Here is a 13,017-nt window from a genome sequence, read left to right as displayed (position 1 = left end):
CGCTCGCGACGCACCTGGCCATGGCCGTGGCAGCCCTGGCAGGGGTCCAGCACCAGGCGGCCCGAACCGCCGCAGCGGGGGCAGGCGCGTTCGACCGCGAAGAAACCTTGGGTGGCCCGCACGCGGCCGGCGCCGCCGCAGGTGCCGCAGACCGTCGGGCTGGTGCCGGGCTTGGCGCCCGAGCCGTCGCAGACCTCGCAGGTGATGGCGGCGGGAACCTTGATCTCGACCTCGGCGCCGGCATAGGCCTGCTCCAGGGTGATCTCCAGATCGTAGCGCAGGTCCTGGCCGCGCTGGGGGCCGTTGCTCGACTGGCGGCGGCCGCCGCCGAACATTTCGCCGAACACGTCGCCGAAGACGTCGTTGAAGATGTCGCCGGCGTCGGCGCCGCCGAAACCGCCCGGACCGCCTTGCGGACCGTTCACCCCGGCATGGCCGAAGCGGTCGTAGGCCGCGCGCTTCTGAGCGTCCGACAGCACCGAATAGGCTTCGTTGATTTCCTTGAACCGCGAAGACGCGTTCTCGCAGCCGCCGTTGCGGTCGGGATGGTGCTCCATCGCCATCTTGCGGAACGCGGCCTTGAGGGCGGCGTCATCGCAGCCTCGGGCGACGCCCAGGACTTCGTAATAGTCGCGCATCGTCAGGGTCGATCACTAGCAATGTTTGAAGGAGAGGTGGGGGCGCCCCCGCCCGGCCGCAAGCGGCGGGCGGGAGCCTGATCCCCGAAGGTGGGGGCGGAGGGAACCAGAGTCAGGCCGTCCGCCCCGCGCCCCATGGTCACGCCGACGGCTTGGAGTCGTCGACTTCTTCGAATTCGGCGTCGACGACGCCGTCATCGGCGGCGGCTTCGTCGCCGCCCTCAGCGCCCTGCTGGGCGCTGTACATCGCTTCGCCCAGCTTCATCGACGCCTGGATCAGGGCTTGGGTCTTGGCCTGGATGGCCTCGACGTCCTCGCCTTCCAGCGCCGACTTCAGCTCGGTCAAGCCGGTCTCGATCGCTTCCTTCTCGGGCGCGCCGACCTTGTCGCCGTGCTCGGCCAGAGCCTTCTCGGTCGAGTGCACGATGGCCTCGCCCTGGTTCTTGGCCTCGACCAGCGCCTTCTTCTTCTCGTCCGAAGCCTTGTTGGCCTCGGCTTCCTTGACCATGCGCTCGATGTCCGCGTCCGAGAGGCCGCCGTTGGCCTGGATGCGGATCGAGTGCTCCTTGTTGGTCGCCTTGTCCTTGGCGTGGACGTTGACGATGCCGTTGGCGTCGATGTCGAAGGTGACCTCGATCTGCGGCACGCCGCGCGGCGCCGGCGGAATGCCCTGCAGGTCGAACTGACCCAGGAACTTGTTGTCGACGGCCATCGGACGCTCGCCCTGGAAGGCGCGGATCGTCACGGCCGACTGGTTGTCGTCGGCGGTCGAGAAGGTCTGCGAGCGCTTGGTCGGGATGGTGGTGTTGCGCTCGATCAGCGGGGTGAACACGCCGCCCAGGGTTTCGATGCCCAGGGTCAGGGGGGTCACGTCCAGCAGCAGCACGTCCTTGACGTCGCCTTGCAGGACGCCGGCCTGGACGGCGGCGCCCAGGGCCACGACTTCGTCAGGGTTCACGCCCTTGTGGGGTTCGCGCCCGAAGAAGTCCTGCACGGCTTGCTGGACCTTGGGCATGCGGCTCATGCCGCCGACCAGGATCACTTCGTCGATGTCGCTCTTCTTCAGGCCGGCGTCCTTGAGGGCCTGTTCGCACGGACCGATGGTCCGGGTGATCAGGTCTTCGACCAGGGCTTCGAGCTTGGAGCGCGACAGCTTGATGTTCAGGTGCAGCGGGCCCGACGCGTTCATCGAGATGAAGGGCAGGTTCACTTCGTACTGAGCGGTCGACGACAGCTCCTTCTTGGCCTTCTCGGCCTCTTCGCGCAGACGCTGGAGGGCCAGCTTGTCCTTGCGCAGGTCGACGCCCTGCTCCTTCTTGAACTCGTCGGCCAGGTAGTCGACGATCCGAAGGTCGAAGTCCTCGCCGCCCAGGAAGGTGTCGCCGTTGGTCGACTTCACTTCGAACACGCCGTCGCCGATTTCCAGGACCGAGACGTCGAAGGTGCCGCCGCCCAGGTCGTAGACGGCGATCTTCTTGCCTTCGCTCATGTCCAGGCCGTAGGCCAGGGCGGCCGCGGTCGGCTCGTTGATGATGCGCAGGACTTCCAGGCCGGCGATCTTGCCGGCGTCCTTGGTCGCCTGACGCTGGGCGTCGTTGAAGTAGGCCGGAACCGTGATGACCGCCTTGGTCACCGGCTCGCCCAGATGGCTCTCGGCCGCTTCCTTCATCTTCTGCAGGATGAAGGCGGAGACTTCCTGCGGGCTGTAGTCCTTGCCGTGGGCCTTGACCCAGGCGTCGCCGGTCGGACCCTTGACGATCTCATAGGGGACCATGGCCTTGTCCTTGGCCACGACGGGGTCAGCGAAATTGCGCCCGATCAGGCGCTTGATCGCGAAAAGGGTGTTGGTCGGGTTGGTGACGGCCTGGCGCTTGGCGGGCTGGCCGACAAGGCGCTCGCCGTCCTCGAGGAAGGCGACGACCGAAGGGGTGGTGCGAGCGCCCTCGGCGTTCTCGATCACCTTGGGGTTCTTACCGTCCATGATGGCCACGCACGAGTTCGTGGTGCCAAGGTCGATGCCGATAATCTTGCTCATGTTTAGACCTGTAGCTCCTGAATGGCGGACGGCGGTGACAAGGGCCTTAAGACAAGCGCCCCGGTTTTTCTCGAGCCGTCCCCGTCTGGTCGCGTTCTAACGGTTGATCCAAATCCTCGCCGCTCAAACAAAGTTCAAGCGGAAAGCGTTCGTTCAATCGAAGTTGACGAGCCCGTCAACCCCGCTTCGAAGCCGATATGGGGGATAGAGGCCAGCCTGCAAGCCCAATCCCGCACGGAACGAAGGGGAATCGTGCCCTGTGACGAAATAGGCCGCGCTCGAAAAAGCGCGGCCCTTCCGTCATATAGGCGCCGAGAGCGGCCCGAAAGCCTCAACTCACGTTCGCTGAATCCGCTCTTCGAGCGGGTTTTTGAGGCCGCGTTCGCCTCAGCCCTTCTTGGCCACCCAGGCGGTGATCTGCGGCAGAGCGGCCTTGCGGGCCTTGATGCGGTCGGTGATCGCGGCGACCGACTTCTCCGCCTCGCCGCGCGAACCGGCCGGCAGGTTGGCCGCGGCATAGGCCCGGACCTTGTCGATCATCGCCGGATCGGCCGACCCCTTGGCCAGGCTCGGGATGAACTTGGTGCTGGAGGCCGCGTCGACCTTGCCGTTGACCGCGTCCTTGTGGGCGACGGCGAAATCGAAGGCCAGATCCGGGTGCAGCTGCGACACCCTGGAGATCATGTTGGCCGACAGGGTCTCGCCGGGCTCGTCGGTCAGGGCCAGATCCAGGGCCTTGGCGGCGAGGGCGTCGTTCTCGGTCGAGGCCAGCTGGGTGTAGAGCTGGTCGCGGATCAGCGGGGTCTTCTCGGCCTTGGCCTGCTCACGCAGGGCGTCCCAGGTCGCGGCGTCGGCGTTGCGGGCGACGGTGGCCAGGATGGCCTTGCGCAGCGGGCCGGGCACGGCGGTCGGGTCGGTCTTGTCGGCGGCGTAGCGACGCTTGGCCTCCGCGACCACCGCCGGATCGCCCAGGGCGCCCAGCGTGGTGATCAGGGTCGTGCGCAGGGTGGCGACCGGGGCGGCTTCGCCCGGCTTGGCCGTCCAGCCGATCTTGGCGAACGCCGGCGACAGGCGGGCGATCGCCAGCTTGCGGAAGGCGGCGCGGTCGGCCGGGGCGCTTTCGTACATGCCGTTGACGTTGGCCAGCACGCCCGCGACCTTGCCCCACACTTGCGGATCGGCCTCGGCCGGCGTGGCCATGGTCAGGTCCAGGGCGTCGGTGACGGGCTGCTGACCGTTCAGGCCCAGGGCCCAGGCGTCGGAGATCACGCCCAGCTGGTCGATGGCCGGCAGCTTGGCGAAGCTGGCCGACACCCCGGCGAAGGCCTTGGGCGTGTAGAGGATGCGGTAGTAGCCGGCCTGGCCGGCGTTGACGATCACCGGGCCGCAGCCGTCGACGCTCAGCGAACCCTTGCCGCCCTTGACCAGGGTCTTGGCGACGGTGCTGGAGCCGGCGACCTGGGCCGAGACCGGCACGCGCCAGGCCAGGGGGGTCTTGGTCGGCTTGTCGCGGCTGAACTCGCCCTGGGTCAGGGTGACGGGGGTCTTGCCGGCCGCGCAGGCGCCGGTGTCGGCGGTGATCAGCGGAATGCCCGGCTGCAGGGTGAAGTCGTGGGCGATGGCGGTGATCGGCTTGCCGGCGGCGATTTCGACCTCGCGCCACAGGTCGTCGGTCTGGGTGCTGCCGTGGGCGTTGGCCTTGATGTAGGCGCGCACGCCGCTGCGCCAGGCCTCGTGACCGACATAGGCCTCGAGCATGCGGATGACCGCCTCGCCCTTCTCGTAGGTGATGGCGTCAAAGGCCTGGCTGGCCTGATCGACGGTCTCGACGTGCTGAACCACCGGGTGGGTGGTGGCCAGGGAATCCAGACCCATGGCGTATTCGCGGTTGTTGATCGCGCCCAGCTGGGTGTTCCATTCGGGGTGGAAGTGCTCGGTGGCCCGGCTTTCCATCCACGAGGCGAAGCCTTCGTTCAGCCACAGATCGTCCCACCACGACATGGTGACCAGGTCGCCGAACCACTGGTGGGCCATTTCGTGGGCCACGGTGGTGTAGATGTTCTGGCGGTCGGCCTGGGTCGAGATCGCGGGATCTTCCAGCAGGGCGTACTCGAAGTAGAAGATCGCGCCCCAGTTCTCCATGGCGCTGAAGAACTGGCTCTGGCCGGGGGCGGCGATGTGGTCCAGCTTCGGCAGCGGGTAGGGGGCGCCGAAATAGTCGTTGTACCACTGCAGGATCGGGCCCGACGACTTCAGGGCGAAGTCGGCCTTGGCCAGGTCGCCCTTCTTGGTGATCACGCCCATCTCGACATCGCCGACCTTGGCCGTGCCGCGCTCGAAATCGCCCAGGCCGAAGAACAGCAGATAGGTCGACATCTTCGGCGAGGTGGCGAAGGTCACCTTCGACTTGCCGCCGCCGAGATCCTCGGTCTTGGCGATCGGCATGTTGCCGATGGCCATCTGGCCGGTCGGGACGGTGACCTGGACGTCGTAGGTGGCCTTGAAGAACGGCTCGTCCCACGAGGGGATGAAGCGGCGGGCGTCGCTGTTCTCGAATTGGGTGTAGAGCGCGCGCTTCTTGCCCTGGGCGGTGTCGTAATCCAGCGCGAACAGACCGGCGGCCTGCTTGTAGATCTTGCCGCTATAGTCGATGGCCAGGACGTGGCTGCCTTTGGTCACCACCTTGTCGAAGGTGAAGGTGGCGGTCTGGGCCTCGGCGTCGACGGTGATCTTGGCCGCGCCCACGCCGGCCATCTCGGCCTTGGCGAAGGTCAGGTCGGCGGCTTGCAGGGTGATGGTGTTGGTCGGCGCGGTCACATCGACGGCGACCTTGACCGAGGCGGTGAAGGTCAGCTTGTCGGCGTCGGGGGTGAAGGCCAGATCATAGTGGGTCGGCACAACGCCGCGCGGCAGCTGGGTGGTGACGGTGGCGGCGGTGATCGCCGACTTCATCGGCGCGGGGGTGGCGGCCAGGGCCGAACCGGCGGCAAAAACGAGCACGGCGGCAGCCGTGGAAGAAAGAAGTCGACGCATGAACGGCCCTGGATTGCAAAATTGTTCGGCGGATGTGCCTCCGGCGCGCAAACCAACACTGTCACGGCGCGTCTGGCGCATTAAATCTACGTAATGATTAGGCCGATCAATGTCCTGCCGGGTTTCGACCTCTGGCCAGGAGCGCTGGATCCAGGCGCCCAGAACGCTCTGCTGCGCCAGACGCTGGCGGCGTTCGAGACCGCCCCGCCCGCACAGTACGAAACCGCCTATGGCAAGGTCATGAGCGTGGCCATGACCAGCTTCGGACCGCTGGGCTGGACCAGCGACAAGGCCGGCTATCGCTATGCCGACCGCCATCCGGGAACCGGACGGCCCTGGCCGGACATGCCCCAAGCCCTGCTCGATCTCTGGGCGGAACTGGGCGATCCCGAAACCCCGCCCGACGCCGCCCTGGTCAATCTCTATCGCGGCGACGCCCGCATGGGCCTGCACCAGGATCGCGACGAGGCCGATCCGCGCTTTCCGGTGCTGTCGGTCTCGCTGGGTGACACCGCGGTGTTCCGGATCGGCGGGACCTCGCGCAAGGACCCGACAAGGTCGCTGAAGCTGTCGTCGGGAGACGTCTGTCGATTGTCGGGTCCGGCGCGGCTGGCCTTCCACGGGGTGGACCGCATCCTGCCGGGGTCTTCGGGGCTGGTGCCGGGCGGAGGCCGGATCAACATCACGCTAAGACGGGCGATGGCGGCGTAGAACCCCCGCAGTCGCTTCGCGACAGCTCCCCCCGAGGGGGAGCATCTAGCGCGATCAGATCCTCCCCCGCAGGGGGAGGCGGCCCAGAGGGCCGGAGGGGTCTAGGGCGCTGGACTGGCCTAAGAAAAAGGGCCGCCCCGAAGGACGGCCCTGTTCGTCGGCTTCAGGAGCCCGATCACCCCCGCAGCTTGCGGGAGATCGTCTCCAGGTCCTGGCTCAGGACCGGATCCTCGGCGCGCAGGGCCTCGATGCGGCGCACGGCGTGCAGGACGGTGGTGTGGTCGCGGCCGCCGAACCGCCGGCCGATGTCGGGCAGCGAGCGGGTGGTCAGCTGCTTGGCCAGCCACATGGCCGCCTGGCGCGGGCGGGCGATGGCGCGGTTGCGGCGCTCGCTGAGCAGGTCGGCCTGCTTCATGCCGTAGTGCTCGGACGTGGCCTTCTGGATGTCGTCGATGGTGATGCGCTTCTCGCCGGCCCGCAGGTGCGGCCGCAGGATCGCCTGGACCTCGTCCAGGGTCAGGCGCGAGACGCCTTCGCCGGCCCGGGCCGACAGGGTGTTGAGCGCGCCTTCCAGCTCGCGGACGCTGTCGGTGAAGCGGTCGGCCAGGAAGTTCAGCACGTCCTGGCGCAGGGTCGGCTCGAAGCCGTGCTGGCGCGACAACGACTGCAGCTTGCGCTCCAGGATGCCCAGACGCAGGGCGCGGTCGGCCGGCTCCAGGCCGCAGACCAGGCCCGCCGACAGGTGCGAGCGCAGACGGGCGTCCATCTCGGTCATGGCGGCGGGCGCCCGGTCCGAGGAGAACACCACCCGGCGGCCGTCCTCCACCAGGGCGGTCAGGGTGTGGAACAGTTCTTCCTGGCTGGACTGCTTGCCGGCGATGAAGTGCACGTCGTCGATGATCAAAAGGTCGGCGCCGCGCAGCTCTTCCTTGAAGGCCGCGGTCTGGCGATCCATCACCGCCCGCACGAAGGTCGACAGGAAGCGCTCGGCGGTCAGATAGACCACGCGCTTGGTCGGGGCCTGGCGCATGGCCTCCCAGGCCAGGGCGTTGAGCAGGTGGGTCTTGCCGAAGCCGTAGGGGCCGTGGAACAGCACCGGATTGAAATGGCCGTCGGCCCAGCTCGCCACCCGGCGCGCCACGGCGTGGGCGAATTCGTTGGCCGGACCCGGCACGAAGGTGTCGAAGGTGAAGCGTTCCTGCAGACCCTGGACGGGCGAGGGCTTGGCGCCGTTGGCCGAGGCCGTCGCATGGGCCAGGGCGGGAATGTCGCTGGAGACCGGCAACACGATCTCGATCGGCTCGGCCTTGGCGTCGTGCCCGGCGTTTACGCCGCCTGAGGCGCCATTGGCGGCTTCGAATTCCAGACGCGACTTGAGATCCAGTCGGCGCGTGGTGGGATCGTTGGCCGCCCACAGTTCGCTGACGCGGCGCCAGGCGCTGCGGCGAATCCAGTCGCGCGCGATCCCGGTCGGCGTCACCACCACTACATCGCCGCCTTGGCCTTCACGCAGCACGGCCGGCGCGATCCACGAGCCGAACGCCGCATCGCCCAGCTCGCGTTTCAGGACGACGCACACCTTGCTCCAGACGACGCCCGCGGGCTCGCAGGCAACCGTCGAAAACGCAGCCGAAAACTCCTGGCTCACTACCCCGCCCTTGATCGTCATCGGTCACCGCCTCGTATGTCGTGTTATCCCGATCGCCGCCCCCCATGGCGCACGACCGTGTCTCAAGCCTTCGCTGTCCAGCAGGCACAGGGGGTTGATCGGCGAACGCAAGGGTTCGGCCGCCGCCAGTGATCTCCATGGACTGGAAGAGCGTTGAGACGCTTAAACTAGCCAGCGGCCATCGCCGGTCAAACGGAAAACTTGAGTCCGTCGGCGGATATTTCTGTTGACTCGACAGACGTCCTCGCCAGCCAAGGGAATGCAATTTCGGAGCCCCGCGTTCACCCAGCCGAATGTCTCGCGGACAATCTTGAGTTTTAAAAAAGGCAATAGAAAAAGCCGACCGAGTTTCCTCGATCGGCTTCTCTAAGTCTTTGATTTTGCTAGCCGAACGGTGTTCGGCGAGAATCTTGATTTAGGCGGCGGCCTGATCAAGCTTCTTCAAGCGGGCCGCCAGGCGCGAAACTTTGCGCGAGCCGGTGTTGGGGTGGACGACGCCCTTGGAGACGGCGCGCATCAGTTCCGATTGCGCTTCGATGAAGGCGGCCTTGGCGACGGCGGCGTCGCCGGCGGCCAGGGCGTCTTCAAACTTGCGCAGGAAGGTGCGCACGCGCGAGCGGCGAGCGGTGTTCACTTCGGTGCGACGAGCGATCTTGCGGATCGCTTTCTTGGCGCCGGGATTATTGGCCATTAGTTCGGACCTTCAAACGGACAGCCGCGCGGGCGGCCGCGAAGCAGGAGAAATCAAGAGCGCGCGGATATACGGGAACGACCGCCCGGGGTCAATCCACAGACGCGCCAGAATCTCGCGCGCCGGTCAGACGGGCGTTCACGACCCCTTGAACGCGGGTTTGCGCTTCTCGACGAAGGCGGCCATGCCCTCCTTCTGGTCCTCGAAGGCGAACAGTGAGTGGAACAGGCGCCGTTCCAACTGCACGCCCGTGCTGAGCGTGGTCTCATAGGCGGCGTTGACCAGCTCCTTATTCATGGCCGTGGCCAGGGGCGACTGGGCGGCGATCTTGGCGGCCACAGCCAGGGTCTCGGCGACCAGGGTGTCGGCCGGGAAAATCCGCGACACCAGACCGGCCCGTTCGGCTTCTTGGGCGTCCATCATCCGGCCGGTCAGGATCATGTCCATGGCCTTGGACTTGCCGACCAGGCGCGTCAGGCGCTGGGTGCCGCCGATGCCGGGCGCGACGCCCAGATTGATCTCGGGCTGGCCGAACTTGGCCGTATCGGCGGCCAGGATGAAGTCGCACATCATCGCCAGCTCGCAACCGCCGCCCAAGGCGTAGCCGGACACCGCGGCGATGATCGGCTTGCGCACGCCCTCGACGGCCCGGGCCCCGGCGGCGAAGAAGTCGTCCTTGAACATCTGGGCGTAGGACTTGTCGGACATCTCCTTGATGTCGGCCCCGGCCGCGAAGGCCTTGGCAGAGCCGGTGATCACGATGCAGCCGACCGCGTCGTCGGCCTGGGCCGCCGCCAGGGCCTGGGCCAGCTCGGCCAGCAGGGTGGTGTTCAGCGCGTTCAGCGCCTCGGGCCGGTTCAGGCGGATCAGGGTCACGCCGGGCGCGGCCTCGGGGGTCTCGACGATCAGGGTCTGGTGCGCGGCCATCGACGGGTCTCCTGTTGAACGCCGCTGTTATAGAGGGGCGGGCCGCGTTGGGGAGTCCCGGGATCACGGATGGGCCGCCCTCACACCTGACACACCGGGCAAAAGAACGTCGAGCGCCCGGCCTGGACCTCGCGGGCGATCACGCCCTTGCAGCCGGGCGTGGGGCAGGGCTGGCCTTCGCGGTCATAGACCCGGAAGCGGTGCTGGAAATAACCCAGGGCCCCGTCGGCCGCCGCGAAATCCTTCAGGGACGAGCCGCCGACCTCGACGGCCTCGGCCAGCACGTCCTTGATCGCCGTGGTCAGGGGCCCCAGCCGCTTGCCGGCGATCATTCCGGCCGGCTTGAACGGCGAGATGCGGGCCCGGTGCAGGGCCTCGCAGACATAGATATTGCCCAGGCCCGCGACGGTCTTCTGATCCAGCAGCAGGGTCTTGGGCCCCTGCTTGCGGCCGCTGAACCCCTCAACCAGGGTCTTGGCGTCGAAGGCGTCGCTGAGCGGTTCGGGGCCCATGGTCGCGAACCAGGGATGGCGATCGAGCCGGTCGGTGGCGATCAGGTCCATGAAGCCGAACCGGCGCGGGTCGTAATAGGTGACGGTCGCGCCCTCTTGCCCGTTGGAGGCCTCGGTCACGAACACCACGTGGGCGTGCTTGTCGTCGGGCCTGACCTGGCGGGCGAAGTCGCCAGGACGGATCGAGCCTTCAGGGGCGGCGATCTCGAAACGCCCGGTCATGCCCAGGTGCATCACTAGGGTGTCGCCGCGATCCAGCGGCGCCAGCAGGTACTTGGCGCGGCGATCCAGCCGCAGGATCCTGGCCCCCGTCAGCCGCTGGACGAAACCGTCGGGCAGCGGGAAGCGCAGGTCGGGACGATTGGCGCGCACGCGCGCCAGGCGCGCGCCGCTCAGCACCGGCTCCAGGCCGCGGCGCACGGTCTCAACTTCAGGCAGTTCGGGCAAGAGCGACCTCGGATTAGGCTTGGCGCAGGATCTGGGGGCGACAGATATCGGGCATCCCGCGCGCCGTTCCTAGGGCCGGCCAAGCAAAACCGGTGACGGCGAAGCCCGGGCGGTTATAAGAGCCCAACGACATGGGGCCGCGCCCCGGACGAATTTCGAGCGCCAACTTCGAGCGATGACATGACCAAGGCCTCCGCCACTTTCGGATTCAAGGACGTCGACGCCTCGGCCAAGGCCGGCCTGGTGCGCGGCGTGTTCGACCGAGTCGCCAAGAACTACGATCTGATGAACGACGTGATGAGCGGCGGGGTGCACCGGCTCTGGAAGGACGCGGTCGCCGCGCGCCTGAACCCGCAGCCGGGCGAGATCATCATCGACTGCGCCGGCGGCACCGGCGACATGGCCCGGCGCTTCGCCAAGATGGCCCGGGCGGCACAGGAGCGGCGGGGCGGCCCCGACGCCCTGATCAACATCATCGACTACAACGCCGAGATGATCGGCGCGGGGATCGAAAAGGGCGGCGCGCCCGAGATCACCTGGACGGTCGGCGACGCCCAACGCCTGCCGCTGCCCGACGCTTATGCCGACGCCTATGTCATCTCGTTCGGCATCCGCAACGTCACCGACATCGACGCGGCCCTGCGCGAGGCCCGCCGGGTGCTGAAGCCGGGCGGCCGCTTCATCTGCCTGGAGTTCTCCAAGCCGGTGACCGAGGCCCTGTCCAAGGCCTATGACGCCTATTCCTTCAAGCTGATCCCGCAGTTCGGCGAATGGCTGGCCAAGGATCGCGACGCCTACCAGTACCTGGTCGAAAGCATCCGCCGCTTCCCCGACCAGAAAACCTTCGCCGGCATGATGGAGAACGCCGGCTTCAAGCGGGTGACCATCACCAATTTCACCGGCGGCGTCGCGGCGATGCACCAGGGCTGGGCGCTTTAGGGGTCGACGGCCTCGACACGGACCCGTGGGCGCCTACCCGACCGCCCGACGTTCCGCATAGCTGTTGCGCGCGATGTCCATTCGGGCCGAGTTGGCGACAACCCATTCGGCCAGCGCCTTCACCGGCGTCAGAAAATCGCGGCCAAGATCGGTCAGGGCGTATTCCACCTGGGGCGGCGTCGTGGGCGTCACGGTGCGCGAGACGAAGCCGTTCTCCTCGAGGTCTCGCAGCGTCGAGGCCAGGACCTTCTGGCTGATCTCGCCGACGTCGCGGCGCAGGGCGTTGAACCGCCGAGGGCCGTGGCCGAGCATCCGAACCACCAGCAGGGTCCACTTGTCGCTGATCCGCGCCAGCAGACGGCTGATGTGCTCGCAGTGGGCGGTGTCCCCCTGACAAGAGGCGGTTTCCCCAAGGTTATCTAGTGCCGACAAAGTGCCTCCTTACGCGGGCGCGGATAACTTTCGTAATCTGGTTTCCTCTTGAAACCAGCATACCCGAGGTAATCGTGACCGCCAAACCCCGCATCGCCGTGATCGTCGGCTCCACCCGCCCGACCCGCTTCGCCGACGTCCCGTCGCAGTGGATGCTCAAGCAGGCGCAGGCCCGCGGCGACATGGAGGCGGAGCTGGTCGACCTGCGCGACCATCCGCTGCCGCTCTTCGACGAGATCGCTTCCAACCGCTGGATGCCCAGCCAAAGCCCCGAGGCAGTGCGGTGGCAGGAGACGCTGGCCCGTTTCGACGGCTTCATCTTCGTGGTCGCCGAATACAACCACTCGATCACCGGCGTGCTCAAGAACGCGCTGGATCAGGCCTACAAGGAGTGGGAGCACAAGCCGTTCACGGCGATCGGCTACGGCGGCGTCGGGGCCGCGCGGGCCGTCGAACACCTGCGGGGCATCGGCTCGGAGCTGCAGATGGTCTCGACGCGCAGCATCGTCCACATCGCGGGCGCCGATTTCATGGCGATCCATCCCGGGCTCGGCGGCAAGCAGTCCGTCGAGGACATCGAAAGCCACCTGCTGCCGTCCGCGACCGCCGCTCTGGACGAGCTCAGCTGGTGGGCCAAGGCGACCATGGCCGCGCGAGCGCTCGGCGCCTAGGTCAACAGACCGGGTGGCGGGAGGCTCTCTCGTCACCCGCCGATGACGGGGCGCGGGGTCGAAAGCGGACGTCTTTTCTCTCACGGCAAGGGTTTGGCGCGCCGGTTTCCGCGGCCCGCGACCGGTCAGCGGCGAAAGCGGCCTTGACCGGAGCGCCCGGAGCGGGCTTTCAGGCCGGGACATGAGCTTTTTCCCGTCCGCCCGTCGTTCGCCGATCGAGACCCTCGCCGCATGAGCCGGGTCGCCGCGTACCTGCGCCTGACCGCCACCGGCTGGGCCCTGGTCCGGGCCGACGCCCTGATCCCGCGCGAG

At 67.4% G+C, this 13,017-nt stretch carries 11 protein-coding genes; 3 read left to right on the top strand and 8 right to left on the bottom strand.

Annotated features, from left to right (window positions below; genetic code table 11):
* From WAL33_RS14870 to WAL33_RS14860, 3 genes are all read right to left on the bottom strand, one after another.
* Positions 1 to 638, bottom strand: a 638-nt coding sequence (locus tag WAL33_RS14870; protein WP_422182296.1) for a DnaJ domain-containing protein, incomplete at its 3' end; no start/stop codon positions are given.
* A gap of 139 nt (positions 639 to 777) precedes the next feature.
* On the bottom strand, positions 778 to 2,673 hold the full coding sequence (dnaK, locus tag WAL33_RS14865) for a molecular chaperone DnaK (protein ID WP_422182295.1): 1,896 nt from the start codon (positions 2,671 to 2,673) through the stop codon (positions 778 to 780).
* A gap of 387 nt (positions 2,674 to 3,060) precedes the next feature.
* Positions 3,061 to 5,673 carry a M1 family metallopeptidase gene (locus tag WAL33_RS14860; RefSeq protein WP_422182294.1) on the bottom strand — a complete coding sequence of 871 codons (2,613 nt, stop codon included), beginning with the start codon at positions 5,671 to 5,673 and terminating at the stop codon, positions 3,061 to 3,063.
* A 126-nt stretch (positions 5,674 to 5,799) separates the two neighbouring features.
* Here WAL33_RS14860 and WAL33_RS14855 point away from each other — a divergent pair, with 126 nt between their 5' ends.
* Positions 5,800 to 6,417, top strand: coding sequence for an alpha-ketoglutarate-dependent dioxygenase AlkB (locus tag WAL33_RS14855; RefSeq protein WP_422182293.1), 618 nt, complete (start codon positions 5,800 to 5,802; stop codon positions 6,415 to 6,417).
* 175 nt (positions 6,418 to 6,592) lie between these two features.
* Here WAL33_RS14855 and dnaA read toward each other — a convergent pair whose 3' ends face one another.
* From dnaA to mutM, 4 genes are all read right to left on the bottom strand, one after another.
* Positions 6,593 to 8,086: a chromosomal replication initiator protein DnaA gene (gene dnaA, locus WAL33_RS14850; protein ID WP_422182292.1), complete on the bottom strand. Its 1,494-nt coding sequence runs from the start codon at positions 8,084 to 8,086 to the stop codon at positions 6,593 to 6,595.
* 415 nt (positions 8,087 to 8,501) lie between these two features.
* The gene (gene rpsT, locus WAL33_RS14845) at positions 8,502 to 8,777 is read right to left on the bottom strand and encodes a 30S ribosomal protein S20 (RefSeq protein WP_007664810.1); all 276 of its coding nucleotides are present in this window, start codon (positions 8,775 to 8,777) and stop codon (positions 8,502 to 8,504) included.
* 138 nt (positions 8,778 to 8,915) lie between these two features.
* Complete coding sequence (locus WAL33_RS14840) at positions 8,916 to 9,704, bottom strand: enoyl-CoA hydratase (RefSeq protein WP_422182291.1); 789 nt, start codon at positions 9,702 to 9,704, stop codon at positions 8,916 to 8,918.
* An 80-nt stretch (positions 9,705 to 9,784) separates the two neighbouring features.
* Positions 9,785 to 10,663 carry a bifunctional DNA-formamidopyrimidine glycosylase/DNA-(apurinic or apyrimidinic site) lyase gene (mutM, locus tag WAL33_RS14835; RefSeq protein ID WP_422182290.1) on the bottom strand — a complete coding sequence of 293 codons (879 nt, stop codon included), beginning with the start codon at positions 10,661 to 10,663 and terminating at the stop codon, positions 9,785 to 9,787.
* 180 nt (positions 10,664 to 10,843) lie between these two features.
* On the opposite strand from mutM, the gene WAL33_RS14830 reads away from it, so the two are divergent.
* Positions 10,844 to 11,602, top strand: a complete 759-nt coding sequence (locus WAL33_RS14830) for a class I SAM-dependent methyltransferase (RefSeq protein WP_422182289.1) — start codon at positions 10,844 to 10,846, stop codon at positions 11,600 to 11,602.
* Positions 11,603 to 11,635: 33 nt separating this feature from the next.
* Here the strand turns inward: WAL33_RS14830 and WAL33_RS14825 are convergent, their stop codons facing one another.
* Positions 11,636 to 12,034, bottom strand: a complete 399-nt coding sequence (locus tag WAL33_RS14825) for a winged helix-turn-helix transcriptional regulator (protein WP_422182288.1) — start codon at positions 12,032 to 12,034, stop codon at positions 11,636 to 11,638.
* Positions 12,035 to 12,108: 74 nt separating this feature from the next.
* Here WAL33_RS14825 and WAL33_RS14820 point away from each other — a divergent pair, with 74 nt between their 5' ends.
* Positions 12,109 to 12,705 carry an NADPH-dependent FMN reductase gene (locus tag WAL33_RS14820; RefSeq protein ID WP_422182287.1) on the top strand — a complete coding sequence of 199 codons (597 nt, stop codon included), beginning with the start codon at positions 12,109 to 12,111 and terminating at the stop codon, positions 12,703 to 12,705.
* Positions 12,706 to 13,017: the final 312 nt, after the last annotated feature.

It is taken from the genome of Caulobacter sp. (genome assembly GCF_049283275.1).
Classification (GTDB): Bacteria; Pseudomonadota; Alphaproteobacteria; order Caulobacterales; family Caulobacteraceae; genus Caulobacter.
This window is presented reverse-complemented; position numbering and strand designations above follow the sequence as displayed.

Coding starts and splice junctions, on each gene's coding strand:
- dnaK (WP_422182295.1), bottom strand. CDS start 2,673: ATGAGCAAGATTATCGGCATCGACCTTGGCACCACGAACTCGTGCGTG.
- WAL33_RS14855 (WP_422182293.1), top strand. CDS start 5,800: ATGATTAGGCCGATCAATGTCCTGCCGGGTTTCGACCTCTGGCCAGGA.
- dnaA (WP_422182292.1), bottom strand. CDS start 8,086: ATGACGATCAAGGGCGGGGTAGTGAGCCAGGAGTTTTCGGCTGCGTTT.
- rpsT (WP_007664810.1), bottom strand. CDS start 8,777: ATGGCCAATAATCCCGGCGCCAAGAAAGCGATCCGCAAGATCGCTCGT.
- WAL33_RS14840 (WP_422182291.1), bottom strand. CDS start 9,704: ATGGCCGCGCACCAGACCCTGATCGTCGAGACCCCCGAGGCCGCGCCC.
- WAL33_RS14830 (WP_422182289.1), top strand. CDS start 10,844: ATGACCAAGGCCTCCGCCACTTTCGGATTCAAGGACGTCGACGCCTCG.